Source organism: Brevundimonas sp. ABV4_179, from assembly GCF_056311945.1.
Genome location: NZ_CM149976.1, coordinates 3,273,480 through 3,298,950 on the forward strand (window position 1 = coordinate 3,273,480; position 25,471 = coordinate 3,298,950).

The window sequence follows — 25,471 nt, forward strand, 5'->3', positions numbered from 1 at the left end:
CTCAGATCAGCTCCACATCCACGTGATGACGCGCCTTTACGATGTCGTAACGAGCTGGAACGGCGGGCGGCGGCAGGTCGATCATCCGCTGGACGGCCAGACGCCCGCGCTCGATCATCTCCTCGGGCACGGTCACTTCGAATTGCAGGTTCACCAGGCAGTCGTGGATGTTCCGCAACGTGATCCGCTTCATGTGCGGGCACAAATTGCAGGGACCGACGAACTCGACGCTGGGCACGTCGCCCTTGATGTTGGACGCCATCGAGCATTCGGTGATCAACACCACGCGCTTGGGCCGGCGCTGCTCGACATAGTCGGTCATGGCCGCCGTCGATCCGGCGAAGTCCGAGGCCGCCAAAATCTCTTCCGGGCATTCAGGATGGGCCAGAACCTCGGCGTCCGGCCAGGCGTCGCGCATGTCCGCGATGTCCTGGACGGTGAAGCGCTTGTGCACCTCGCAATGGCCCTTCCAGGCGATGATCCCGACTGTCGTCTGGGCCGCCACGTTGCGGGCCAGGAACTCGTCGGGGATCAGGATGACACGGTTCACGCCCCATTCCTTCGCCGCCCATTCCACCACCTGAACCGCGTTGGCGCTGGTGCAGCAGATGTCGGTCTCGGCCTTCACCTCGGCCGTCGTATTGACATAGGTGATGACCGGCAGGTCGGGATAGCGCTGCTTGATCAGCCGCACGTCCGCCCCCGTGATCGACGAGGCCAGCGAACAGCCGGCCTTGAGGTCCGGGATCAACACGGTCTTCTCGGGAGATAGGATCTTCGACGTCTCGGCCATGAAGTGGACGCCCGCCTGGACGATCACTCTGGCGTCCGATCGCGCGGCCTCCTTGGCCAGGCCCAGGCTGTCGCCCACGTAGTCGCCGACCCCATGAAAGATTTCCGGCGTCATATAGTTGTGGGCCAGGATCACGGCGTCGCGCTCGCGCTTCAGCCGATTGATCTCGCTGATCAGCCGCGCCTGCTCGGGCCACTCCAGGGGGGTCACGTGGTCCTTGACCTTGGCCCACACCCCGTCGGTCTCCCGTTCCAGATCCTTCGTCAGACCGAACACGCCGTCCGCCATGACCGCCTTCTCCCTACCCTTATGCTCAAAGTTAGCATAAGCGGAACCAATGTAGGCCGATAGGGGCCGCGCGCAAGAGGAAACCGACGTCGGCGAGGCGGAAGCGCGTTTCGCGATAGGGACAAAGCGCAAAAACCTTTCCCAAAAGCGCCGCTATCGCCTAGACGAAGGCCCGTTTCGTTTCCGACCTCAGCGTCTTTTCGATATTTCCATGCAGGACACCATTCGCCGCATCCTGACCGCCCGTGTCTATGACGTGGCGGAGGAGACCCCGCTCGACCCTTTGAGTCGCCTCTCGGCGCGGATGCAGCGGCCCGTCCTGTTGAAGCGCGAGGACCTGCAGCCTGTCTTCTCGTTCAAGATCCGCGGCGCCTACAACAAGATCGCCGGCCTGTCCGAAAGCGAACTGGCGCGCGGCGTCATCTGCGCCTCGGCCGGCAATCACGCGCAAGGCGTGGCCCTGGCGGCGGCGCGTCGCGAGACGCAAGCGACCATCGTCATGCCGACCACCACGCCCGGCATCAAGGTCGCCGCCGTCCGGGCGCTGGGCGGCGAGGTCGTGCTGCATGGCGACAGTTTCGACGCCGCCTACGCCCATGCGCGCCTACTGGAGCAGCAGACCGGCGCGGTCTTCATTCATCCGTTCGACGATCCCGACGTCATCGCCGGCCAAGGCACGGTGGGACTGGAGATCGCTCGTCAGCACGCCGATCCGATCCAGGCCGTCTTCGTGCCCATCGGCGGCGGCGGTCTGGCGGCCGGCGTCGCCGCCATCGTCAAATTCCTGCGGCCCGAAACCCGCGTCATCGGGGTAGAGCCGGTCGATGCGCCCACCATGAAGTCCGCCCTGGACGCGGGCCAGGTCGTGACCTTGAACGAGGTCGGCCTGTTCGCCGACGGGGTCGCGGTGCGTCGCGTGGGCGACCAGACCTTCTCGCTGTGCAAGACCCTGCTCGACGAGATCGTACTGGTGGACACCGACGCCATCTGCGCGGCGATCAAGGACATCTTCGATGACAGCCGCGCCATCGCCGAACCCTCCGGCGCGGTGGCCTTGGCCGGGCTGAAGGCCTGGGCGGCCGCCAACCCGGGGGATGGCTCGCTGATCGCCATCAACTCGGGCGCCAACGTCAACTTCGACCGATTGCGTTACGTCGCCGAACGGGCAGAGATCGGCGAAGGCGCCGAGGCCCTTTTGGCCGTGGCGATGAGGGACGACCGCGACGACTATCGCCGCTTCCTGAACAGTCTGGACGGCCGGTCGGTGACCGAGTTCAACTATCGCTGGTCCGGCGATGGCCAGGCGCAGATCTTCGTCGGGGTGGCGCTGAGGAACGGCCCGCACGAGCGTGACGACCTGATCGCCGCCCTGCGTTCGGGCGGCTACGCCGTCGAGGACATGAGCGACAACGAGACCGCCAAGCTGCACGTCCGATATATGGTCGGCGGTCGCACCGTGGGGCTGCCGCACGAGCGCATCCTGCGCTTCCAGTTCCCCGAACGGCCCGGCGCCTTCCTGCGGTTCCTGAACAGCCTGCAACCCGCCTGGGCCCTGACCCTGTTTCACTATCGCAACCACGGCGACGACGTGGGCCGGGTGCTGGCCGGGATCAGCGTGCCGCCGCAGGATCAGGATCGGTTCGCGGCCGCCCTGGCTGACCTGGGCTATCCCTATGTCGAGGAGACCGACAATCCCGCCTGCCGCCTGTTCCTGGACGGCGTCTGAGGGACCGGAAGGCGACGATGCGTCGCATGGGCAAGGAGCGATGATGACGAAACCGTCGCATCTTCGTCGCCGACCCGACATCCAGCGCCTCTAGCTGGCCCGGATCGATCCGGGGGACCGCCATGCGACTGTTTTCGACCATCGCGCTGTGCGCGCTCATCGGCGCGGGCGCGGCCCAGGCCCAGGTGGTCGCGCCGCCCGATCCCGATCCCCTGCCCCCGCCGACCCAGGCGCCGAACGGCCGCTACGCCGCCAAGGGCTGGGCCGACCGGATCGTTCTGTCGCCCGGCGCGGACGCCGCGCGCGAAATGGCCGTCGCCTGGCGCACCGACACACGCCAGACCAGCGCGCAAGCCCAGATCGCTCTGGACATCGCCGGCCCCTTGCTGGACCACGCGGCCCGCACCGTGGCGGGAAAAACAATCGCCGCGACGGCCGAGAACGGCCCAGCCAACCACCACCATGTCCGCTTTACCGACCTGACGCCGGGCGCCCGCTATGTCTATCGGGTCAAGGCCGCCGATGGCTGGTCGGAATGGCTGCCCTTCACCACCGCCAAGGCCGAGCCGGCGCCGTTCCGCTTCCTCTATTTCGGCGACACGCAGAACGACATCCTTGAGATTGGGTCGCGCGTCATTCGTCAGGCCTTCCTGTCGTCCGGCCCGGTCGCCCTGGCCGTCCACGCCGGCGACCAGGTGGCCCAGCGCGAGACCAAGGTGAACGACGACGAATACGGCGAATGGACCGAAGCAGGCGGCTACGCCTTCGCCATGATCCCTCAGGCCGTGGCCGCCGGAAACCACGAATACCGCGACGCCGCCGCCGCCGACGGTTCGGAGACCCGCGAACTGGGTCCGGGCTGGACGCCTCACCACGCCCTGCCCGCCAATGGCGCGCGGGGCGCCGAGTCGACCTCCTACGTCTTCGATTTCCAGGGCGCGCGGTTCGTGGTGCTGGACGGCACCTCGGCTCTCGACCTCGGCACGCTTGACAGCCAAACCGTTTGGCTGGAGCGCGTGCTGTCCGAAAGCATGGCGCGCTGGACCATCGTCCTGATGCACCAGCCGATCTTCACCTGCGCGCGGCCGAACGACACCACCGCCCTGAAGGCCGCCTGGAAGCCGATCTTCGAACGTCACAAGGTGGATTTGGTCCTGCAGGGCCACGACCACTGCTACGCCCGCGTTTCCAACGAGGGCGGCGCCGCGGCCTCTCGCGCGGCCTCGGATGCGGGACAGCCGGCGGGGCCGGTCTATCTGGTATCGGTGGTCGGCTCCAAAATGTATGGGCTGAACGACCGCGCCGACGTGCAGCCGGTTCGCGCCGCCGAGAATACCGAACTCTATCAGGTCATCGACGTCGCCGACGACCACATCGCCTTCCGGGCCTTCACCGCCGACGGCGATCTTTACGACGCCTTTTCCCTGAGGCGCGGGGCGGATGGTCGCAATCGTTTGGTCGAAACGGACGAAGCACTGCCCGCCGCCCGCCGTTGCGACGGCGTCGCCGGTCCAGACGGCCGGCCCTGCACCGCCGAAATCAAGGACTGACGACAAAAAGGGGGCGCTTGCGCCCCCCCTCTCTGCATGGTCATCGGATCGGAAGCATCAAGCCTTTTCGATGGCGGCCGCGATCTGGTCACTGGAATGGCCGGTCAGATCCTTGGCGATCTCACCGACCAGCTTGCCCTGCAAATCCTTGTGCCAATGCTTGCGCAGTTCGCCCAGCGTCTTGGGCGCGGCGATCACCAGCAGTTCATCGATCTTGTTGGTGACCGACCATTTGTTCAGCACCTCGGCCACGCCCATGGCGAAGCCGTCCTCGGCCTGGGTGTCGTTGTCGGGATTGGCTTCGTTGGAGCGCCGCCCGGCCGAGCCGGACACCCGGTCGGCGATGGGCGGGTTCTCCAGCGGGACCAGGGTGATGTCGGAACCATTCGTGTTCTTGAACAGAGCCAGCTTCTCGCCGTCCAGCACCGCCACCAGCGCGCCATTGGAAAGTTTCATCGTCGGTTCTCCAGTCTCTTTCGGGCTGGAGGTAACGAACCGGAGCCTGTGCCGTTGCCTTGGCGTGTCACGCACGATGTCGCACGACAAGGCGTCAAGACATTCGCGCTGGGGTCGGCTTCCGAATGCCGCGTAGCAACCACGTAAGGGGACCTCGTCAGCGACCGGAGGTTGTGATTAGACTGTGACCAAACGAGGGACGGATCGCCATGTTGAAGATTTTCGTCGCGACGCTGGCGCTTTCGACAGTCGCCATGGCGACCAGACCAGCGACGGCGCTTGCTCCAGCTGTCGCGGCCGCCTCGCCGCAAATGACGCGGCAGGAACGTCAGGACCACGATCTGTTCATACGGGCCAACGGCGAGTTTCAGCGTCGGGGCTATCCCGGCCTTGCGCGCCATCTTCCGGCGCTGCGCCAGGCGCTGGATCGGATGCCGGCCGACTATGGCCAGGTCGCCGAGCAGGATGGTCAGAATATCGTCCGACTGACCGATCCTGGCGATGTGGTGGTCATGATGATCGCACTGTCGGCCACGGCGCAGAAAGATGGCGCCGCCAAGGGCGCGACCGCCCTGCCGAACGTGTATGGCGACATAGCTCTTATGCTCGCCTCGGACGCGGTCGAAGCGCGGCGGTATGAGGAAGGGGTCGCCTATCTGGATCGTGTACTGAAGGCGCAACCCAAGAACTGGTTGCTGCTCGTCGAAAAGGCCGCCGCCCTTCAGGGGCTGGGCCGGTGGGACGAGGCGTTGGCCCTGTCGGACGCCGCCCTGGCCGACAACGACGTCATGATGGTCCTGCATCGCGGCCCGTTCCATCGTCGGCGGGGCTTCAGCCTGATCGAACTGGGCCGGTTGGATGAGGCCAAGGCCGCCTACGAGGCCGCGCTGCAGATCGACCCCGACGACGCAAACGCCAAGCGCGAGTTGGAATATATCTCCCAACTGAAAGCTGGCGCTGCGCCTGCCGCGCCCCAGGTGGTCGCGCCTCTGTCGTCGACGTCGGCGCGCCCAACCCGCTAGAGCAACCGACCGCCCGCTTCGTGGGCCAGCAGCCAGCGTTTGCGTTCGAGGCCGCCCGCATAGCCGGTCAAGGCGCCGTTCGCGCCGATCACGCGGTGGCAGGGCACGATGACGCCGACGGGATTGGCGCCGTTCGCCAGGCCCACCGCCCGGACGGCCTTTGGCGCGCCGATGGCGGCCGCCAGTTGGCCATAGGTGCGGGTCTCGCCGGCGGGGATGTCGCGCAGAGCCCGCCAGACCGCGCGCTGAAACACGGTGCCGCCGGTGCGGACCTCTAGCCCGTCGAAGGCGGTCAGCTCGCCGCCGAACCAGGCGTCGACGGCCTCGCGCACCGGCTGCGGCGCCCGACCTTCGCTCAGCACGACCGCGTCATAGTGTCGGGTCAGCAATCGCCGCAGCCGTGGCTCGTAGTCGTGGAAATCCAATGCTCGAACCGCACCGTCAGCGTCGGTCACGACCATCACCTCGCCGACCGGCGACGCCAGCCGGTCCAGCGTCAGGATCAGCGGATGCGCGTGGGCCATCTCAGCCTGTCCGGTCATGTCGAAGCTCCTTGCTCAGGGTCCAGTAGAGGGCGCCGTAGGCCCGCCACGGCCGCCACCGCTCCGCGCGCGCCAGCAGATCGCCGTCGCGCGTCACCAATCGGTCGCTGGGCGCATCCTCGCCCACGTCGATCCAGTCTCCTGCGGGCCTAAGCCCCGGCCGCACCTGAAGCAAAGGCTGCAGGAGGGAATCGGCCGACAGATCACGCGCGATCGCCTCTGGGTCGGCGGCAAGGTCGAACACGCGCCGCACGCGGGCCAGAACGCCCGGCAGGGCCTTCAGCGCGCCGATACGGGCCTGGACCTCCGCCTTACCGTTGGCGGCGGGGCGCAGCGTCACCGATCCGTCCGCGCCATCCACCGCTGCACGCAGCCGTCGCGTCCAAACGCCGTTCACCACCGTTTCGTCCGCCGCCCGGCGCGTCGCCAGCGCGCCCATCATGGCCGGCCAGTCATAGGGCGGGCGATAGGTCAGACCGAGCCTGATCGCCCCGCCCGCCTCGCCCCCGACTTCGCCGCCAGTCTTGCGTCGCCGCAGGTCCGACGGCGCCCGGCCATACAGGGCCTGAAACGTCTCGTTGAAACGCCGCACGCTGCCGAAACCTGCCGCCAGGGCCACATCGGCCATCGACAGGTCGGTCTCGTGGATCAGCTGTTTGGCTAGAAGCACGCGCCGGGTCTGGGCCACGCTGACCGGCGCGGCGCCCAGGTGCTGGCGGAACAGGCGTCGCAGTTGCCGCTCGCCTAGCCCCAACCGCGCGGCCAGGGCCTCCGTGTCGCCGGCGTCCAGCGCCCCCGCCTCGATCAGGGCCAACGCGCGGCTGACCGTATTCGCGGTGCCGCGCCAGGCGCCCCCGCGCGGCGTCTCGCCCCGCCAGCCGGCGAAGTCCGGCGCCGTCTCGGGCCGGCAGCGCAGACAGGCCCGAAGGCCCGACGCCTCGGCCGCCGCCGCCGTCGGGTGAAAGACCACATTCTCGCGCTTGGGCGTGCGCGCCGGGCAGACCGGACGGCAGTAGATGCCGGTCGAGACGACGCCGGTGAAGAACCGCCCGTCGAAACGGGCGTCCCTCGCCACCACCGCCCGCCAGCAGGCGTCCTGATCCAGACCTGTATTCATGACCTAAAGGATGCCCGCCGCGCCGCGCGATGTCTCGCGGTTTTCGGACATAGATCGATCAGATCAGTCCTTCAGGAAGAATAGGGCATCCACGGTGGTTTCCAGCGCCCGCGCCAAGTCCAGCGCCAGCAGGGTGGACGGGATGAAGACGCCGTTCTCGACCGTATTTATGGTCTTGCGCGACACCCCGGCCAGGTCGGCCAGCCCCTGCTGCGTCAAGCCGGCGGCGGTGCGAACGTTCTTGAGCCTGGAGCCCAGGCGTGGATCACCCATCGCGGCCGGCCTCGCGGTCCAGCCAGGCGAATCGCAACCCCGCCGAGGCGCCGCCCAGCGCCAGCACATAGGGCAGCGCCATCACCCCATAATCGGCCCGCCAAAGCCCCAGGCCCAGCGCCACGGTCACGCCGCCCATCAGCACGACGAAAGCCAGGATCATCGACTTCGCCCGCATGACCTGGGTCAGTTCGTCCTCCAGCAGGCGGCGGTTGCGCCGCGCGTGCAAGTCCCACCCCATCACCAGGACCGGGATCAACCAGCCGTACAGAATAGGCAACAGGATCTGCACATAGGCGCCCGCATTGTGATCGCCCCCCAATACTCGCTGCATCCCCATCTGCGCCTGGAACATGAACAGCAGCAGGACCAAGGGAAACAGCACCAGTTGGCGCGTCCGCTCGCGTTGCAGCTTTTCGCGGCGGGCGCCGTCGCGGCTGGCGCCGGGATTGAGCGGGCGACCAGGGCGGCCCCACCACATCGCCAGCCCGCCCACCAGGATTAGTCCGAACCCCATCCCGGCCGCGATCCCGGCGATCGTCGCCTGATCGCCGCCCGTTCCGTTCAGCAGGGCGAAACCCGTGCCGCCGATCAGCCCCATGCCCCCGACGACGGCCAGGGCGACGCCGCTCCACCAGCATCGCCCCCTTTGCGTCGTCATCCGCCGCACGGCATCCGCTTCGTTGTGGGTCATTGCAACCTCCTCAAGTCACCTTCAGGTTACATATCACCTATAGGTTACACGACGTCAAGCGGCCTTTTTGTCGGCCCCGGCCGCCAGGCGCGCTCCCGCCCGCACGATACGGGCCACTTCCACCGCAAAGGCCCAGACCACGACCACCATCAATATGGTCGCCAGACTGGCCTCTTGCCCGCCGGAGCGGTCGATGAGAATGCGGATTCGTTCGAAGAAGGCCGTCGCCGTCCCAACCCATATCACCGGCGATAAGGCCGACCAGAACCAGATCCACAGCACGCCCCAGGCCGCGGCCAGGCCGAACAGGATATCGCCGGCCGCTGTCAGGCGCGCGTTCGCGCCCGCGATCACCCGCATCAGATCGAACCCGATCCGGCACACGGCGAACAGGATGACCGGCCAGTATGCGACGGCGAACATCTGACCCAGAATACGGCCGTAGTTCACGCCGTCGACCACGCCGGCCCATTCCTCGGGCTGGATCGGACGGATCTGCAACAGGCCGGTCCACCACAACAGTATGACCGACCAGCCGATGGCGCTGGCCGCCGCGCGGGCGACCGGCGACATCTGGGCGCCCTTGCGCACTTCACGGCCCGATTTCGATGGGCGTTCGCGCCCCCTACTGAACCACTCGCCCCTGGCGATCCGGTCGCTGGTCCAGCGTTCGGCGTCGAAGTCGCGGCCCAGTTCGAACACGCCCAAATCCTTGACCCGCCATTGGGCGATGAAGTCCGGCTTCTTCTCCTGCCGCTCCAGAATGAATCCGGCGATGGTCAGAAGGCCGACCACGGTGACGGCACCGCTGAACAGGCTGGCGAAGGCCTGACCGACGGCCTGCCCCACATAGATGTCGCCGACCAGCACCCGCACCGCCAGCCCGACCAGGGTGAAGCCCGCCATGACCACCAGCCCGACCTTGGCCCCGAACAGCCACCACGGATAAAGTGTCGGCCCGATCAGCGCCTGCGGCCCTGGACGATAGCGCGCGGCGACGCTCAGCGGATGACCGACCTCGCGCAACAGCCCCTCGACCTCGTCGTCCGTCGCCGGCCGCCCCAGACGGGCCTCTAGCGCCTCCAACCGTCCTATGATCTCGTCGCGCAGTTCGGCGACGATGTCCTCGCGAACGGCCTTGGGCAGTTGCGCCGCCAAGGCGTTCAGATAGCGTTCCACCAGGTCCATATCGGCCCCTCCTTCAGTCCCGTTTTTCACAGCATCGCCTCCAGCGAGGCCGAAAGACCCCGCCATTCCACCGCCAGTCGTTTCAGCATCGTCTCGCCGCGCGTCGACAGGCGATAGAACCGCTTCTTGCGCCGTTCTTCCTCTCGCCATTCGCTGTCCAGCAGCCCCTGGCTCTCCAGCCGGCGCAGCAGCGGATAGAGGGTGCTTTCCTCCATCTCGATCCCCGCCTCGCCGAGAGAAACCCGCAGCGAATAGCCGTATTGCTCGCGCCTCAGGCTGGCCAGCACGGCCAGGATAAGCGACCCCCGCCGCAGTTCCAGACGCAGGCTCTCGAATAGCAGCGCCTCTTCATTCTGGCTCAATCTCAAGCCTCCGTGCGTCACATAGTGTGTGACACACAGTGTATGGGACATACTGTACGACAGAGTCAAGTCGGCCTTGAGGCGAAACCGCCCGCCCTGCGGCGCGCTATGGCGAGATACGCCCTCACGCACTAAGTTCTGTTCATGAACCGTTCTTCGACGCCGAAGCCCGCCGCCGCCAAGCCCGCCAAACCCGTCCACGTGCCAAACCCTGGCGTGCAGGAGGCGTCGGCCGCCTTCATCCGCGATACAGGCAAGATGCCGATGTTCGCCCCGGTCACCGGCCCGCGCCTGACGCCGGAGGAGCCGGTCGCCGCCCCCGCCGACTGGGTGCCGCACCGTCCCTCGCGCGAAGGGACCAAGAAAGGCGGCAGGTTCCGGCTGGAGACCAAATACACCCCTGCAGGGGACCAGCCCGCCGCCATCGCCGAACTGGTGGCCCAGGCGGACGCCGGCGACCGGGATCAGGTGCTGCTGGGCGTCACCGGCTCAGGCAAGACCTTCACCATGGCCAAGGTCATTGAACAGACCCAGCGCCCGGCCCTGATCCTGGCCCCGAACAAGACGCTGGCGGCGCAACTCTATTCCGAATTCAAGGCTTTCTTTCCCGACAATGCCGTTGAATACTTTGTAAGCTACTACGATTACTACCAGCCTGAAGCCTATGTTCCGCGCACAGACACGTACATTGAGAAGGACTCAAGCATAAACGAGCAGATCGACCGGATGCGCCACTCGGCGACGCGGGCGATACTGGAGCGGGACGATGTGATCGTGGTGGCGTCGGTCAGTTGCATCTACGGCATCGGGTCGGTCGAGACCTATACCGCCATGACCTTCACGCTGAAGGTCGGGGATCAGATCGACGAGGCCAAGCTGCGCGCCGACCTGATCGCGCTGCAATACAAGCGCAACGACCTGAACTTCGATCGGGGCATGTTCAGGAAACGCGGCGACGTGATCGAGATCTTCCCCGTCCACCTGGAGGATCGGGCGTGGCGCATCAGCCTGTTCGGGGACGAGCTGGAGGCGATCCAGGAGTTCGATCCCCTGACCGGCAAGAAGACCGCCGACCTGACCGAGATCACCGTCTACGCCGCCAGCCACTATGTCACCCCGCGCCCCACGCTGAACCAGGCGACCAACGGCATCAAGGCGGAGCTGAAGGAGACGCTGGACTGGATGGTCGAGAACGGCAAGCTGCTGGAGGCGCAACGCCTGGAGCAACGCACTCGCTTCGACCTGGAGATGATGGAGGCCACCGGCTCCTGCGCCGGCATCGAGAACTATTCCCGCTGGCTGACCGGCCGCGCGCCGGGCGAGCCGCCGCCGACCTTCTTCGAATACATCCCCGACAACGCCCTGCTGTTCGTGGACGAGAGCCACGTCACCATCGGCCAGATCAACGGCATGTTCCGGGGCGACTACCGCCGCAAGTCGACGCTGGCGGAATACGGCTTCCGCCTGCCGTCGTGCATCGACAACCGCCCGCTGAAGTTCGAGGAATGGGACGCCATGCGGCCCCAGACGGTGCACGTCAGCGCCACCCCCGGCCCGTGGGAGATGGAGCGCGCGGGCGGCGTCTTCGTGGAACAGGTCATCCGCCCCACCGGCCTGATCGACCCGCCGGTCGAGATCCGCCCCGTCTCCGGCAAGACCCGCAACCAGGTCGACGACGTCATCGACGAGGTCAAGGCCACCACGGCGCGCGGCTATCGCAGCCTGGTCACCACCCTGACCAAGAAGATGGCCGAGGACCTGACCGAATATATGCATGAGCAGGGCATCCGCGTCCGCTACATGCACTCCGACGTCGACACGCTGGAGCGGATCGAGATCCTGCGCGACCTGCGCCTGGGCTCGTTCGACTGCCTGATCGGCATCAACCTGCTGCGCGAGGGGCTGGACATCCCCGAGTGCGGCCTGGTCGCCATTCTGGACGCGGACAAGGAGGGCTTCCTCCGCTCGGAGACCTCATTGATCCAGACCATCGGCCGCGCCGCCCGCAATGTGGACGGCCGCGTCATTCTGTACGCCGACCGCATGACCGGCAGTATGGAGCGCGCCATCGCCGAGACCGACCGCCGCCGGGAACGGCAACAGGCCTATAACGCCGAACACGGCATCACGCCCGAAAGCGTCAAGCGCGACATCAAGGAAATCCTGGACAGCCCCTATGAGTCGCGCGACCTGGACCGCCTGACCAAGCCGGGCGTGGCTGAGGCTTCCAAACCCTTCGTCGGCTCCAACTTCCAGGCCGCCCTGCGCGATCTGGAAGGCCGCATGCGCGAGGCCGCCTCCAACCTGGAGTTCGAAGAAGCCGCCCGCCTGCGCGACGAGATCAAGCGCATGAAGCTGATGGACCTGGAGTTCGCCAACGAAGCCCTGACCGGCGCGGGCGAAGAGGTGGACCGGTCAGCCCCGAAGAAATGGCGCAAGGAGGCGGCGGCGGAAGCGCAGGAGCGGTTCAGGAAGGGGCGACTCTAAACCTCTCTTCCCTAGGGGGAGAAGCTGGCCGAGCGGAGCGAGGTCGGATGTTCAACCTGACCTTTGCCCAGATCGCGAATATGTGCGCTGACCATCAGCAGGCGCGCTCAGAGGCGCGTTAGATTACTCACGATCGCTGGGAGGTTATTGAGTCCATCATTCGCACCCAGATCAATAACTCTGCGACCTAGGCGTGAATATTGCTGACTTAAGACGCAGAGAAGCCGAAGCTAACGCTTACTCGCCGAAGTCCGCTGGGACGCGTCCACGATCTCGATAAGAGAAGCTGGTTCGTTTGCTATCACCGCCGCGTTGCGGAGGTCGGTGATCGCCTGGAGCTTCGCATCCCAATTGTCGCCAAACTCGATCACCAAAAAATATGCGGCATCGGTATTGGAGGCAGCTTTGTACACTTCAAGTTGCTTCTCGTACCCATGCTTAACCGCACCCATGGACCGTTTGACTTCGACTAGAACGCGGTTGGCGTAGCCAGATGAAAACTTGAAATCGACAGGCCCACCGCCGGGGTTCATTTCCGGGCTGATGTCCACGTTGTTGGCTTGGCAATATGCGTCGGATACGGCGAAAAAGAGGAGCTGAGCTGCGCGCTCTTTGCGCGGCCGACCGTTGCTCCAAAGCAACTCCCAATTATTGTTCTCCTCCACCAAGCGGCGAAAATGGACGATGATCTCGCCGACAATCCGGACAATCTCTTCTTTGGATTTTGTGCGGGGCGGCGCGATTCCCCCCCGGAAGGCATCGAGGTTTCCGCTGAGGACCTTTCTGAAAGCGTAAAAGCCGAGAATATCTTCATTAGGATCGTAGTTGGTGCTGCCACTCAGAACGGCTTCGAGCAGGGCGCGGAAATTCTCTAATGACAACATCGCTGCGCGCTTGATAGCGTGCTTCTTGTCGGAGACAGTGGCCTTGCTGATGTCACCGACAAAGCTGTTGAAGGCGTCGCGGATAAGCTGGTTTTGGAATGCCACCTCCGAAACGTCACTCCAATCTGTGGCAAGCGGTAAATCACGCAGTACATCGCTCGGGACAAGCAGTACTGGCGTGTTGGGCCGGTACGGATTGCTTGGCAGCGGCATTCCGAAGAACTGCGGGAAGTTTTTGACGGTAATGCCGTGGGCGACGGCGAATTCACTCGTGAGCTTAGCGAGCCCCTTGGAAATCGCAGTCGTCGTGAGATCGCTGATGGTATCCGGTCCCACGCCATCTTCGAACATCCCCATGAGAGAGATGATCTCCGGGTCATTCTCCCCGAGCCTGACGATTTCCTTGGTGGTCTTGAGGATTGTCGTCCGCAGCGCCTCGGGCCGAGAGCTGCCGCGAATCGAGCCGCCACCAAAGCCGAGGCAGGTTTCGGGGCGCTCGGAAAGATCGAGTTGGCGCTCCGCCGCTTTCCACGCGGGATCACCCGGATTTTGCGAGGCATCAAGGAGACGAACCACGTTGGCGAACCGCGCGCGGAGTTGATCGTAACATTCGCCGCTGGCGACTTCGTTCGAACTGGTTCTCAACAGAAGCGGGTCGACGAAAAGCGGCGTGTCGCAATTGAGGATCGGGTCGAATAGGCCCGCCATGTCGAGTTCGGCTGGATCAATATCGAAATGCGCCGAGAACAGCTTCGGTGATTGTAGCTTCCGGCTCATGCTCATTCTGGTAGGTTGATCACTGATACTCGAGCTTAGGCATTGACTAGCTTGCAATCCACCCTTGGCTCACGTCAACGGCGACGCTTTCCGATCTGGCGGGCCACGTCCGCTTTCGGCCCCAAGCCTAAGAGCAAATCGCCACCTTGAAGAAATCCAGAATAGCCGCTCATGGGCCGAGGCACCGCGAGCGGAACCCGGCCTAAAAGATGGCGGGGTTATCCTCATCCGTCCACGTGATACCCGCGCAGTTGGCGCGATGGTTCCCTCCTGGGCGGCTCCACTTGTCTCGAAATTCGCTAGCTGAAATAGTGACCTAGAAATCCACCTTCTCCCGCAAGGGGAGAAGGATCGGGCTTCACAGCTCATCCAGCGTCTTGTCCCATTCCTCCATCGAGATGACCCCGCGCGGGCGGCCGACGTAGAGGTCGAGGCCCTGGGAGATGCGGCGGTCGCGTTCGCGCTCGATGACGGGGTCGAGGCCGGCTTCGCGCAACTGGGCCTCAAGCGCGGCGATGCGGCGTTCCAGCTGGACGCGGCGGGCCAGTTGGGCGTGGCCCCATTCATTGTTGACGCGCTCCAGCTTCTGCTTTTCCCGCCAGTAGTGGCCGCGCAGTTCCCAGTCGCTCTTGTCGCTGGTGTTCATGGCGAAGCGACGCTCGGCCTCGTCCGGGTTGGTCAGGATGTCGAAGACCAGTTGCAGGGGCGCGGTCTTGAGCGTCAGGCGGGCGGCGCGTCCGCGCCCGTCGCCGTCGGCCAGCTTGCGATAGGTCTCGGCTAAAGCCGCCAAGGCGCGGGCCTGGGGGAAGTCCTGGGCGTGCAGGGCGCGGCCGGACGCCTGGGCGGCGGCGCGGGCCAGGTCGGCGGGGTCGTGGACATCGCCGTCCGACGCCGACAGGGCCTCCATCGCCGGGAGCGGCAGGGCGTCCGCAGACCCCTCGTCCAGAAGCGGCGCCGCCGCATTGCGGGGGTTTCGGGACCAGCCCTCGCGCGTGGCGCGGGCGCGAAGGGCGGCCTCGGTCACGCCGTGACGATCGGCGACAGTCCGGGCGTCATCACCCGACAGATAATCCTGGCGGATGCGGTTCCAGACCTGGGGCGGTTGAATCTTGTAGGTGCGTTTTGTCATGCCGACAGTATGGGCGCAGTCCTACCTCAGGCCGGATGATTGCCGAATTTCGAGGCTAAATGCCTGATTTTCCATATGTGGAGATGTCAGGTTAGACGCGCCAGCCATCCTAAATCACCGCCGGCGCCGCCTACGTCCGACTTTGGCGCAACGGCGTGCGACGACGGCGGGCATGAGCCAGGGCATTCATCGCAAGATCCGCTCCGACGCCGTCTGGGCCGAGGCGCGCAAGGCGTGGGAGGCCGGCGAAACCGCCCGGTCGGTGGCGCAACGCTATGACGTCGGGGTGCCGGCCCTGTGGAAGCGGCGCGAGGCCGAGGGCTGGACGCGGCCCGACCCGGCCGCCTCGGCCGCCCCGGTGGAGCCGGCGGAAGGCTGGTGTCGCCACATCCAGGCGCGGCGCGACGACTTTCACGCGCGGCTGGAGGAGGCGCGGGTGCTGGCCGAATGCCTGGTGAAGGCGATGCAGGACGAGCGGCTGAGCGCGGCGCCGGACTGGCATATTCCGTGGCTGTATCACTGGCGCGCCAAACACCTGGGGCCGGAGGCGGAGGCGCGGGACCGGGCGCGGGCGATCGAGATGAACCAGCCGTGGGCCGAACGGTTCTGGGACGCGGACGGGACGCTGAAACCCCTGCCCTGGCTGGATCGGGAGATGGCGCGGCTGGACCCCGAGGCTTGGCGCGAGGCGCTGGGCCTGCCCGACGGCCTGCCAGAGGCGGCGCGGCGATGGCTGGCCTGAACGGGGCGGCGGGTTGACTTATCGGCGATAAGCGCCCATTTGCGCCGCATCGCACACTCGCGATCTCCGGCGTCTCCAGCGCGTGTGGGTCCGTTTCGGACCTGACTGTAGCAGCCGCCGGTTCCTCAAGTTCATTCGCTGCCCGGACACGCGGGGCGGCGCCCGATCCACCCCGCAGGCCTCATGTCGAGGCTCCGTCGGGACTGGCGGTGCGCGGCCCGACGGCGTCATGCCATGGCTGAAAGCGCCCTGCCGCACGCGAAAGACATTGCTGTGAGCATCACCTTCGAATCCATGGGCCTGAACAAGGCCCTTCTCCAGGCTCTGGCCTCGACCGGCTATACCAAGCCCACGCCGATCCAGGAGAAATCCATCCCCGACGTCATGGCCGGCAAGGACCTGCTGGGCATCGCCCAGACCGGCACCGGCAAGACCGCCGCCTTCGCCCTGCCGATCCTGCACCGCCTGGCCGAGAACCGCACCCCGCCCGCGCCGCGCACCACGCGCGCCCTGATCCTGAGCCCCACGCGCGAACTGGCGACCCAGATCGCCGACAGCTTCAAGGCCTACGGCGCCCACCTGGGCTTCCGGGTCGCGGTGATCTTCGGCGGCGTGAAATACGGCGCCCAGGAACGCGCCCTGCAACAGGGTCTGGACATCCTGGTCGCGGCGCCCGGCCGCCTGCTGGACCATATCCAGCAGAAGAACCTAGACCTGTCCTCGACCGAAATCTTCGTGCTGGACGAGGCCGACCAGATGCTGGACCTGGGCTTCATCAAGCCGATCCGCCAGATCGTCAGCCGCATTCCGGCCAAGCGCCAGAACCTGTTCTTCTCGGCCACCATGCCGTCGGAGATCGGCAAGCTGGCGGGCGAACTGCTGAAAGACCCGGTCAAGGTCCAGGTCACGCCGCAGTCGACCACCGTCCAGCGCATCAGCCAGTCGGTCGTCTATATCGAACAGGGCAAGAAGCGCGCCCTGCTGACCGAGATGTTCAGCGACCCGGAATACAAGCGCTGCCTGGTCTTCACCAAGACCAAGCACGGCGCCGACAAGGTCGCCGCCTATCTGGAGACCGGCGGCGTCGAGGCCGGGGCCATCCACGGCAACAAGTCCCAGCCGCAGCGCGAGCGCACGCTGGAAGCCTTCAAGAAGGGCAAGCTGCGCGTTCTGGTCGCCACCGACATCGCCGCGCGCGGCATCGACGTGGACGGCGTCTCGCACGTCGTGAACTTCGAACTGCCGCACGTGCCGGAATCCTATGTCCACCGCATCGGCCGCACGGCGCGGGCAGGCAAGGACGGCACCGCCGTCAGCTTCGTGGCCGGCGACGAGATGAAGCTTCTGCGCGACATCGAAAAGGTCACGCGCCAGAAGATCCCGGCCGCCGACCGCCGCAACGACAAGCAGCTGGCGGCTCTGGACGCCTCCATCATGTCCGCCGGCGTGGCCAAGAAGGCGACCCTGCCCGAGCGTGAAGGCGGCGAGCGCAACGAAGGCGGCCGTGGCGGTCGCGGACGCCGCAATCCGCACCGCGACGGCGTGCGCCCGGAAGGCGGCGGCCAACCCCACCGCAAGCGTCGTGGCGATCGCGGCGGCGAGGCTGCGGCTGCGCGTCCCGAGAAGACCTACAATCCGATGGCGGGTGAAAAGACCACGCCGCGCGAACCCCGCCCGGCCGATACGCGCAAGAGCGAGCCGCGTCCCGAGGGTGAAATGAAGCGTCGTCCCCGTCGCCGCCCGTCGAACGGCGGCAAGGGCTATGGGGCCGCCAAGGGCTGACGTCCAGCCTGCGTCATCCTCGGTTCGAGCCGAGGATGACAGGTCGGCGATCGGCAAAAAAAACGGCGGCTCCTTCGCAGGAGCCGCCGTTCTCATGTCAGGCGTATGCGGACCTTAGAAGTTCCAGGTCGCGCCCAGCGAGAAGCCGACGCCGTTGCCCTTGGCCTCGCCCCGCAGGTTCGAGACGACCAGACCGTTGCCATAGACGTCGCGCGTGTCGTTGATCGCGGCGGTGTCGATGTCGATGTAGGTCACGGCGCCGTCGAAGGTCATCGAACCCATCGTCTTGGACAGACCGGCGGCGTAGAGCCAGCGGTCGCCGTCCGGGATGCGGGCGGTGCGGTGATCGTCCGGGGTCGGGGTCGGGTCGTAGCCCACGCCCGCGCGGAAGGTCATGGTCGGGTCGATCTTGTAGTCGAAACCGACCGCGCCGGTGGTGACGTCGTCATAGTCCTGAACGATGGTCGATGCGCCGGTGGCGCCATAGTTGACGCGGATGGCGTCGAACTTGCTCCAGCCGATCTGGTTGACCTGGGCGTTCAGGGTCAGGCGGTCGTTCACGGCGTAGCGGGCCGAGAGGGTGGCGTACCACGGCGTGGTGAACTTGGCCGTGCCGTCCGCCGAGACGTTGGCGCCGGCCAGGACGCCGGTCAGGCCCGAGATGTTCACCGTGCCGTCAAGCTCGTGCTTGATTTCCGAACGATAGGACAGGCCCAGGTCCAGCTTGCCGAAATGCATTTGGGCGCCGGCGTTCCAGCCGTAGTTCCAGCCGTCGCCTTCCAACTGATTGCGACCGTCGGTGGACGGCGAAATGACATAGGCGGGCGACAGGACGGCCGGGATCGGGGCGTTCGGCAGAGCCGAGGACAGGGTGGCCTTGGCGTATTGGGCGTCGAAGCCGGCGCCGATGTCCAGCCAGTCGGTGACCTTGGCGGCGGCGACCAGGCTGACATTTGCGGAACGCAGTTCCGAGGTCAGGGCGTCGTAGCGGGCGAAGTCGTCGGCCAGATATTTGGTGGTGAAGTTGTAGGGCGCCTGGACGGCCAGACCGACGTTGAAACGATCACCGATAGGGGTCGAGATGGCGAAGTTCGGCACGATGCCGCTTTCGACCACGTCATGGACGTGCGGATCGCCGTTGACCGGATAGGTGCGGCTGACCACGCCGACGCCGGCGACGGGCACATTGTAGGTCAGGGTCGAACCACGGTTGTCGACGCTGGAGTCCAGGATCAGGCCGTGCATGCCCGTATAGACTTCGCGCTGGGTGCCGGCGATGGCGGCGGGGTTCCACCACAGCGACTGGACGCCCTTGTCGGCGCCGACGCCGGCGTTGGCGCGGCCCTGGCCCCGCGTCGATTGTTCCTGAACATAGAACGAACCGGCCATGGCGGGCGCGGCGACGCCGGCCAGAAGCGCGGTGGTCAGGGCGATGCCGCCCGCGCGGGCGAGAGTCCTGGAGGTCATGTACCATTCCTAAGTGCAGCCCCCGCCATCAAACGCGGCGGTGGGGTGTCGGGGGAGAGACGTTGCCGCAGCGCTTTCGACCAGAAAGCGTTGCACGCATGGCCGCTCTCTGCTCCGATCCGGGCGAAACTGTGTCATCAAAGCTGCACACGATCACACCCGCGCGAGGTTCCGTTGCGGCAAGAAGCCGTCGTGGAATCACCGACTTACGCAGGGTAAGGCGCGTGGAACTCTGTTCCGCCGGATTTCCTTGCCCAGCCCTGTCGCCCCAAGATCGCCTTGTGCATCCGTGATATAAGGGCCATCTGCGGCGCGCCCCGCCATCAAGCCTGATCGAAGCCCATGTACGAAACGCCCGAACTGGAAACCGACGTCCTGGTCCGCTCCAGCGCCATCCGCATCCACAGCCCTGAAGATTTCGAGGGGATGCGCAAGGCCGGCCGGCTGGTCGCCGAGGCCCTGGACATGGTCTCAGCCCATGTGAAGCCGGGCGTCACGACCGGGGAGATCGACGATCTGGTGCGCGAGTTCACCCTGGACCACGGCGGCCTGCCCGCCTGCCTGGGATACAAGGGCTATGAGAAGACGGTCTGCACCTCGATCAACCACGTCGTTTGCCACGGCATCCCCGGCGACAAGGTTCTGAAGGACGGCGACATCGTCAACATCGACCACACCGTCATCGTCGACGGCTGGCACGGCGATTCCAGCCGGATGTATGCGGTGGGCGAGATCAACGCCCGCGCCAAGCGCCTGATCGACGTCACCTATGAATCGCTGGAGCTGGGCCTGGCGCAGGTCAAGCCGGGCAATACGTTCGGCGACATCGGCTTCGCCATCCAGAAGTTCGTCGAGGCCCAGCGCATGAGCGTGGTGCGAGACTTCTGCGGCCACGGCATCGGCCGGGTGTTCCACGACAGCCCCAACGTCCTGCACTACGGCCGCAAGGGCGACGGCGCCGTGCTGAAGGCCGGCATGTTCTTCACCGTCGAGCCGATGGTGAATCTGGGCAAGCCGCAGGTGAAGGTGCTGTCCGACGGTTGGACCGCCGTGACCCGCGACAAGTCCCTGTCGGCCCAGTGCGAACACACCATCGGCGTGACCGAAGACGGGCTGGAGATCTTCACGGCCTCGCCCAAGGGCCTGTTCCGGCCGAACTGATAGCGAGCGAGCGGGGTTCGTTCGGCCGCTCTTGCCAACCCGTCATTCCGGGGCTGAGCGAAGCGAAGAACCTGGAATCCAGGACTACAGTCACATCGTCGGATGCGTTCGACGCCAGATGCACGCCTCCTGGGTTCCGGGTTCGTCCTTCGGACGCCTCGGAATGACGGGGGTCTAGTGAGTGTCGCTTGTGCGGCGACGAAAGAGTTGGCGTTCTCTCGCTGCACCCAGCCACGTCGACCGATCGATCCAGCGAAGGTTGCGCACCGCAGAACAGCGACGCTAGGCTGCCGAAGCGCAATCTGGAGTCTGACATGAAGGGGGCCTATGTCGTCGTCGGCCTTTCGGCCGTGATGTCGGGGTGTGTGGCCGACCGGACGCCGCCGAAGCCCGCGATGACGGTTTCTGCGAACGTCTCGCCCGAAGTTCAGCGCTGCGTTCCGCTGCAGACCAAGGCGACCTTCAGTTGTTGGTGGTCGGGCCCGGACGCGCCGCTGACCCATTGCGTCAACTACTCCGATGACGCGCCCGCCTGTAATCTGAAAGTCCGTGGCGGCGCCTATCTGAACCGCGGGGCGCCGGGCGGCGGCAATATGCTCGAACAGCAAAAGCCGAAGTGGCAGGTCGTCAGCATCTTCGCAGACGCCGAGGGTCGGGTGGGGCTGGCGGCCGAACGGATGGACGGCACGCGGTTCCTGAGCCACCACGACCAATCGCCACCGCCGAACGGACGCTCGTCTGAGCCGGTGTGGCCGAGGTGGCCGGCCGGACTGGAGTTCGGTCCAGAACAGACGGTGCAGCGATGACGGACGAAGCCTTGCAGCCGTCGCAGCCAGACGCCGGCACGGCCAAGCCCAAGCCCCGCCACAGCGGCCATCGCGACCGGCTGCGCGAGCGGGCGGCCAAGGGGGGATTAGGCGCCCTGCCCGACTATGAGCTGTTGGAGCTGCTGCTGTTCCGAAGCGTGCCCTACAAGGACGTCAAACCGCTGGCCAAGGACCTGCTGGCGCGGTTCGGCGGGCTGGAGGGGATCGGGGCGGCCAGCCACGAGGCGGTGGAGGATCAGGTCGCGCGGTCGATGGGCTATGTGCCCGGCAAGGCGACACGGGCGGTGGCGCTGGACCTGCAGCTGATCTTTGACGTGACGCGCAGGATCGCGCGCGAACCGGCGGCGAAACGTGCGGTCATCTCGTCATGGACGGCGCTTCTGGCCTATGTGCGGGTCGCCCTGCAGCATGAGCCCCGCGAGCAGTTCCGGGTGCTGTATCTGGACAAGAAGAACCAGTTGATCCTGGACGAGGTGCAGAACCGGGGCACGGTAGATCATGCGCCCGTCTATCCGCGCGAGGTGGTGCGCCGCGCGCTGGAGCTGTCGGCCAGCGCGCTGATCCTGGTGCACAATCATCCGTCGGGCGATCCGACCCCCAGCCGCGCCGACGTGGAAATGACGAAACAGGTTGTGCAGGCCGGCCGCGCCCTTAACGTCGAGGTGCACGACCATCTGGTCGTCGGCCGCGACGGGGTGGCCAGTTTGAAGCAACTGGGGTTGATGTGACGACGACGCTGACGACGGAACGCCTGGTCCTGACCCCCGCCGGGCCGGATGACTTCACCGACATCGCCGCCCTGTGGAAGAACCTGGACTTCACCCGCTTTCTCATGGGCCGCGCCCTTTCGGATGAAGAGGTCTGGTTCCGGCTGCTGCGCGACATCGGGCATTGGTCCGCCCTGGGTCACGGCAACTGGTCGATCCGGTTGAAGGATGGCGGCGCCTATCTGGGCAGCATTGGGGTGCTGAACTATCGCCGCCAGATGACGCCCGCCTTGGATGCGCCGGAGCTGGGCTGGGGGCTGGACCCGGCGTTTCAGGGCCGTGGCTATGCCGCCGAGGCTCTGGGCGCCGCCTTGGACTGGGCGGAAAATGTTCTGGGCGTCCAGCGCACCGTCTGCATGATATCGCCGGACAACCTGGCCTCGTTGAAACTGGCCGCCCGTCTCGGCTATCGGCCCTATGCCGAGACGACCTACAGCGACCATGCCGTGCGGCTGTTCGAACGCCGCCGCCCCGTAGTCAGCCATTAAGGTTTATCGGTCACGCTGGCGGGGAAAGCTCCGAGAGTCTCGCCCATGCCCATGTCCGTCGAAACGCTGCGCCAGCATCTGGTCGAGGCCTTTCCCGACGCCGAGATCGCCATCGAGGATCTGGCCGGCGACGGCGACCATTACCGCGCCCGCATCGTGTCCAGCGCCTTTTCCGGCGTGCCGCGCGTGCGTCAGCACCAGCTGGTCTATGCGGCGCTGAAGGGTCAGATGGGCGGCGAACTGCACGCCCTGGCGCTGGAGACCTCTGCCCCGGTCCAGGAGGGGTAGGGTCATGCGCTATCGCCCGTTCGGCGTTTCCGGCTCCGCCATCTCGAACCTGACGCTCAGCTTCGGGGCGGCGGCGCTGGCGCGCGGGCGCGAGGCCGGGCTGGACCTGCTGTATTCGGCGCTGGAGGCGGGGATCAACAGCTATCGGCTGGAGACGGCAGACCCGGTGGCGGCCGAGGTGCTGGGCCAGGCCCTGTCGCACGTGGACCGCAAGCTGGTCTATGTCAGCGTGACCTTGGGCGCCGGCGAGGGACCGGGCGATGCGGGCGCTCGCGACTTCTCGGCCGAGGGGATGACCGGCGCCATAGACCGGGTGCTGCACTTCTCGGGCCTGGGCTGGATCGACATGGCCGTGCTGCACGAGCCCGGCGAGACGGAGCTGGCGCAGTCGTCGCTGGCGGCGCTGAAGGCGCTGCGCAAGACCGGGCGCATCCGCCTGTTGGGGATCGCCGGGGGTGGGCCGGTGATGGACGCCTATGTCTCGACCGGCGCATTCGACGCCCTGCTGACGCCGTTCGACATCAACGCCGGCTGGCCGATCCGCAACCGCATCCGCTCGGCGCGCGAACAGGACATGGCCGTCTTCGCCTACGACTTCTACATCGACCGGCGGACCCGCGAACCGGACGCCCCGGTGTTCAAGAAGGGGCTGTTCGGCCTGGGCGGCGGCAAACGACCCGCGGACACGCCCAAGAAGGACGCCTTCGGTTTTCTGTACCGGACCCCGAATTGGACGGCCGAGGCCATCTGCCTGTCCTACGTCCTGACCGATCCGTCGGTGTCCAGCGTGGTCGTGGGGCCGACCGACACGGACCGGCTGGCGGTGCTGGCCGCCGCGCCCGAGCGCGACATGCCGCCGGGCCTGGCCGCCCAGATCGAAATGGCGCGCGTCGTGGCGAACGCCGCCTGATAGACACGACGGATCGTCGCGCACGCCTTGACCGCGCCCCTCGCGCTCCCTAGCTGACGGGCTTCACGAAAGGCCCACCCCGTGACCGACACCGTTCAAGCCGCCGATCCCGTCCACGCCTTCATCGGCGACACCGTCGCCCAGCACGACGTGGTGCTGTTCATGAAGGGCACGCCCGACCAGCCGCGCTGCGGCTTCTCGTCCCTGGCTGTGCAGATCCTGGATCATGTCGGCGCCGCCTTCGTCGGCGTGGACGTCCTGCAGGACGAGGCCCTGCGCGAGGGCATCAAGAGCTTCACCGACTGGCCCACCATCCCCCAGCTGTATGTGAAGGGCGAGTTCGTGGGCGGATCGGACATCATCCGCGAGATGTTCCAAGCCGGCGAACTTCAGGCCCTGATGGTCGAGAAGGGCGTTCCGCTCGGCGAGGCCTGATGGCCAAAAAGACCCTGACCCCGCGCGGGGACCGGGAGGTCTTCGTCGTGCCTCTGGACGTGCGGCCCGAGCACATCGACGCCAACGGCCATGTCAACAACGTGGTCTATGTCGGCTGGCTGCAGGACGCGGGCACGGCCCACTGGAATGCGCGGTTCGATGAGACGACGCGGGCGAAATGGTCGTGGGTCGCGACCCGGCACGAGATCGACTATCTGCGCGGCATCGAGCCAGGCGCGATCGGCGTCGTGGCCCGCACCTGGGTCGGAGAGCCGCAAGGGCCGCGCTTCAACCGCTATGTCCGTATCGAGGACGACCAGGGCCGCGTCTGCGCCCAGGGCGTGACCGAATGGGTTCTGGTGGACGCCAGGACCCTGAGGCCCCAGCGCATTCCGCCAGAGATGCTGAGCGTGTTCGAGGCGGCGGCAGGCTGACCTCGCCAATGATGCGTCATCCTAGGCCCTGCGCCTGGGATCGATAATCGCGCTGTCCGACGTCAGCGCACGCCCTGGACATACCAGGAGTAAGGATCCTCGCCACACGGGCGAGGATGACGAGGCTGGATGGGCTCTAGGCTCAAGCGACCTTCAGCTCCACGCCGTTATTCCGGGGCGTCCGTAGGACGAACCCGGAATGACGATCAAAGATTTCGGCCCACTGAATGCCGATTGGCTCCGGCCGTTACTTCAACGGATTGAGGATGCGGGCGGGCGCGCCGGCCTCCAGGCCGAGGTCGGCGTAGGTCCAGCGCAGCTCGGCACCGTCGGGGACCAGGGCCTTGCACAGGTCCTGTTTGGTGCGGCGCAGGGTGATCTCGACCGGATTGTTGTCCGCCACCGCCACCTCGAAGTCCGAGGCCTGTGTGCAGCCGTTGGAATCGACGCGCACGACCAGGGCGCCGTCGGCGAAACGGGCCTCGCGGATGGCTTCGGCGGGCGGGGCGTCGTTGCGGGTGACGTTGACCGAGACGTTCTCGCCCGCGGTGCTGTCATAGATGACGCAGGCGCCCAACAGGGGGGCGGCCAGGAGCGCCGCCGCCAGACCCTTGACCACGCCCCGCATTACTGGCCCGCAGCCGGGGCGGTGATGACGCGCGTGGTCGGCTTTTCAGTCGAGACGATGATGCAGCCCGACAGCAGAGGCGCGGCGATGGCGATGGCGAGAGCGAGACGAAGCATTTGGGTTCCCCTTTGAAAGCTTGACCCTTTGTGCCGCGCGGGTCGCATCGGCACACGTGAATTATCGGCAAGCTGGATGAACAATCCGAAAGGCGCCGGTTGAACCGGTCCCCTGCGGACCTCGTTGAATAGCCTCCC

General features: G+C 66.2%; 26 protein-coding genes. 14 read left to right on the forward strand and 12 right to left on the reverse strand.

The window, feature by feature from the left end; translation table 11 throughout:
* Window position 1: 1 nt before the first annotated feature.
* A complete protein-coding gene (gene nadA, locus ACYX4P_RS16080) occupies window positions 2-1,081 on the reverse strand; it encodes a quinolinate synthase NadA (protein WP_248120455.1) in 1,080 nt (359 codons plus the stop codon).
* 211 nt (window positions 1,082-1,292) lie between these two features.
* Here nadA and ilvA point away from each other — a divergent pair, with 211 nt between their 5' ends.
* Together ilvA and ACYX4P_RS16090 are read left to right on the forward strand one after the other, a co-directional pair.
* Window positions 1,293-2,807, forward strand: coding sequence for a threonine ammonia-lyase, biosynthetic (gene ilvA / locus ACYX4P_RS16085; RefSeq protein WP_248120457.1), 1,515 nt, complete (start codon window positions 1,293-1,295; stop codon window positions 2,805-2,807).
* A 122-nt stretch (window positions 2,808-2,929) separates the two neighbouring features.
* Window positions 2,930-4,357 carry a purple acid phosphatase family protein gene (locus tag ACYX4P_RS16090; protein ID WP_476070010.1) on the forward strand — a complete coding sequence of 476 codons (1,428 nt, stop codon included), beginning with the start codon at window positions 2,930-2,932 and terminating at the stop codon, window positions 4,355-4,357.
* A gap of 57 nt (window positions 4,358-4,414) precedes the next feature.
* On the opposite strand, the gene ACYX4P_RS16095 is transcribed toward ACYX4P_RS16090, so the two are convergent.
* On the reverse strand, window positions 4,415-4,813 hold the full coding sequence (locus ACYX4P_RS16095; protein WP_248120468.1) for a host attachment family protein: 399 nt from the start codon (window positions 4,811-4,813) through the stop codon (window positions 4,415-4,417).
* A gap of 209 nt (window positions 4,814-5,022) precedes the next feature.
* Here ACYX4P_RS16095 and ACYX4P_RS16100 point away from each other — a divergent pair, with 209 nt between their 5' ends.
* Window positions 5,023-5,835: a tetratricopeptide repeat protein gene (locus ACYX4P_RS16100; RefSeq protein ID WP_248120470.1), complete on the forward strand. Its 813-nt coding sequence runs from the start codon at window positions 5,023-5,025 to the stop codon at window positions 5,833-5,835.
* On the opposite strand, the gene ACYX4P_RS16105 is transcribed toward ACYX4P_RS16100, so the two are convergent.
* From ACYX4P_RS16105 to ACYX4P_RS16130, 6 genes are all read right to left on the reverse strand, one after another.
* The gene (locus tag ACYX4P_RS16105; RefSeq protein ID WP_248120472.1) at window positions 5,832-6,377 is read right to left on the reverse strand and encodes a methylated-DNA--[protein]-cysteine S-methyltransferase; all 546 of its coding nucleotides are present in this window, start codon (window positions 6,375-6,377) and stop codon (window positions 5,832-5,834) included. The genes ACYX4P_RS16100 and ACYX4P_RS16105 overlap by 4 nt on opposite strands.
* Entirely contained in the window at window positions 6,361-7,494 is a 1,134-nt protein-coding gene (locus ACYX4P_RS16110) for a bifunctional transcriptional activator/DNA repair enzyme AdaA (RefSeq protein WP_248120474.1), read from the reverse strand. Before ACYX4P_RS16110 ends, ACYX4P_RS16105 begins: the two co-directional genes overlap by 17 nt.
* 63 nt (window positions 7,495-7,557) lie before the next feature.
* Entirely contained in the window at window positions 7,558-7,767 is a 210-nt protein-coding gene (locus ACYX4P_RS16115; RefSeq protein ID WP_476070013.1) for a helix-turn-helix transcriptional regulator, read from the reverse strand.
* A complete protein-coding gene (locus ACYX4P_RS16120) occupies window positions 7,760-8,461 on the reverse strand; it encodes a hypothetical protein (RefSeq protein ID WP_248120477.1) in 702 nt (233 codons plus the stop codon). The genes ACYX4P_RS16115 and ACYX4P_RS16120 overlap by 8 nt, the downstream gene beginning before the upstream one ends.
* Window positions 8,462-8,515: 54 nt before the next feature.
* Window positions 8,516-9,649, reverse strand: coding sequence for an HAAS signaling domain-containing protein (locus tag ACYX4P_RS16125; RefSeq protein ID WP_476070015.1), 1,134 nt, complete (start codon window positions 9,647-9,649; stop codon window positions 8,516-8,518).
* A gap of 26 nt (window positions 9,650-9,675) precedes the next feature.
* Window positions 9,676-10,011, reverse strand: coding sequence for a PadR family transcriptional regulator (locus ACYX4P_RS16130; RefSeq protein ID WP_248120481.1), 336 nt, complete (start codon window positions 10,009-10,011; stop codon window positions 9,676-9,678).
* Window positions 10,012-10,155: 144 nt separating this feature from the next.
* Here ACYX4P_RS16130 and uvrB point away from each other — a divergent pair, with 144 nt between their 5' ends.
* Window positions 10,156-12,498 (forward strand): excinuclease ABC subunit UvrB, encoded by a 2,343-nt coding sequence (gene uvrB, locus ACYX4P_RS16135; protein WP_248120483.1) that lies wholly within the window; start codon window positions 10,156-10,158, stop codon window positions 12,496-12,498.
* Between the two features lie 230 nt (window positions 12,499-12,728).
* Here the strand turns inward: uvrB and ACYX4P_RS16140 are convergent, their stop codons facing one another.
* Both ACYX4P_RS16140 and ACYX4P_RS16145 read right to left on the reverse strand, forming a co-directional pair.
* On the reverse strand, window positions 12,729-14,159 hold the full coding sequence (locus ACYX4P_RS16140) for a hypothetical protein (RefSeq protein ID WP_292046102.1): 1,431 nt from the start codon (window positions 14,157-14,159) through the stop codon (window positions 12,729-12,731).
* 358 nt (window positions 14,160-14,517) lie between these two features.
* Complete coding sequence (locus tag ACYX4P_RS16145) at window positions 14,518-15,288, reverse strand: hypothetical protein (protein ID WP_248120486.1); 771 nt, start codon at window positions 15,286-15,288, stop codon at window positions 14,518-14,520.
* 172 nt (window positions 15,289-15,460) lie between these two features.
* On the opposite strand from ACYX4P_RS16145, the gene ACYX4P_RS16150 reads away from it, so the two are divergent.
* Together ACYX4P_RS16150 and ACYX4P_RS16155 are read left to right on the forward strand one after the other, a co-directional pair.
* Window positions 15,461-16,030 carry a hypothetical protein gene (locus ACYX4P_RS16150; protein WP_248120488.1) on the forward strand — a complete coding sequence of 190 codons (570 nt, stop codon included), beginning with the start codon at window positions 15,461-15,463 and terminating at the stop codon, window positions 16,028-16,030.
* A 234-nt stretch (window positions 16,031-16,264) separates the two neighbouring features.
* Window positions 16,265-17,812, forward strand: a complete 1,548-nt coding sequence (locus ACYX4P_RS16155) for a DEAD/DEAH box helicase (protein WP_248120489.1) — start codon at window positions 16,265-16,267, stop codon at window positions 17,810-17,812.
* Window positions 17,813-17,926: 114 nt separating this feature from the next.
* Here the strand turns inward: ACYX4P_RS16155 and ACYX4P_RS16160 are convergent, their stop codons facing one another.
* On the reverse strand, window positions 17,927-19,279 hold the full coding sequence (locus ACYX4P_RS16160; RefSeq protein WP_248120491.1) for an OmpP1/FadL family transporter: 1,353 nt from the start codon (window positions 19,277-19,279) through the stop codon (window positions 17,927-17,929).
* Window positions 19,280-19,621: 342 nt separating this feature from the next.
* On the opposite strand from ACYX4P_RS16160, the gene map reads away from it, so the two are divergent.
* From map to ACYX4P_RS16200, 8 genes are all read left to right on the forward strand, one after another.
* On the forward strand, window positions 19,622-20,440 hold the full coding sequence (gene map, locus ACYX4P_RS16165; protein WP_248120493.1) for a type I methionyl aminopeptidase: 819 nt from the start codon (window positions 19,622-19,624) through the stop codon (window positions 20,438-20,440).
* 314 nt (window positions 20,441-20,754) lie between these two features.
* On the forward strand, window positions 20,755-21,246 hold the full coding sequence (locus ACYX4P_RS16170; RefSeq protein WP_248120495.1) for a hypothetical protein: 492 nt from the start codon (window positions 20,755-20,757) through the stop codon (window positions 21,244-21,246).
* Window positions 21,243-21,995, forward strand: coding sequence for a RadC family protein (radC, locus tag ACYX4P_RS16175; RefSeq protein WP_374322550.1), 753 nt, complete (start codon window positions 21,243-21,245; stop codon window positions 21,993-21,995). The genes ACYX4P_RS16170 and radC overlap by 4 nt, the downstream gene beginning before the upstream one ends.
* A complete protein-coding gene (locus tag ACYX4P_RS16180; protein WP_248118123.1) occupies window positions 21,992-22,522 on the forward strand; it encodes a GNAT family N-acetyltransferase in 531 nt (176 codons plus the stop codon). The genes radC and ACYX4P_RS16180 overlap by 4 nt, the downstream gene beginning before the upstream one ends.
* A gap of 45 nt (window positions 22,523-22,567) precedes the next feature.
* Complete coding sequence (locus ACYX4P_RS16185; RefSeq protein ID WP_248118125.1) at window positions 22,568-22,810, forward strand: BolA/IbaG family iron-sulfur metabolism protein; 243 nt, start codon at window positions 22,568-22,570, stop codon at window positions 22,808-22,810.
* A gap of 4 nt (window positions 22,811-22,814) precedes the next feature.
* On the forward strand, window positions 22,815-23,720 hold the full coding sequence (locus tag ACYX4P_RS16190) for an aldo/keto reductase (protein WP_248118128.1): 906 nt from the start codon (window positions 22,815-22,817) through the stop codon (window positions 23,718-23,720).
* A gap of 81 nt (window positions 23,721-23,801) precedes the next feature.
* On the forward strand, window positions 23,802-24,155 hold the full coding sequence (grxD, locus tag ACYX4P_RS16195; protein WP_248118129.1) for a Grx4 family monothiol glutaredoxin: 354 nt from the start codon (window positions 23,802-23,804) through the stop codon (window positions 24,153-24,155).
* Window positions 24,155-24,589 carry an acyl-CoA thioesterase gene (locus tag ACYX4P_RS16200; protein WP_248118131.1) on the forward strand — a complete coding sequence of 145 codons (435 nt, stop codon included), beginning with the start codon at window positions 24,155-24,157 and terminating at the stop codon, window positions 24,587-24,589. The genes grxD and ACYX4P_RS16200 overlap by 1 nt, the downstream gene beginning before the upstream one ends.
* A 247-nt stretch (window positions 24,590-24,836) precedes the next feature.
* On the opposite strand, the gene ACYX4P_RS16205 is transcribed toward ACYX4P_RS16200, so the two are convergent.
* Window positions 24,837-25,217, reverse strand: a complete 381-nt coding sequence (locus ACYX4P_RS16205; protein WP_292074822.1) for a hypothetical protein — start codon at window positions 25,215-25,217, stop codon at window positions 24,837-24,839.
* Window positions 25,218-25,471: the final 254 nt, after the last annotated feature.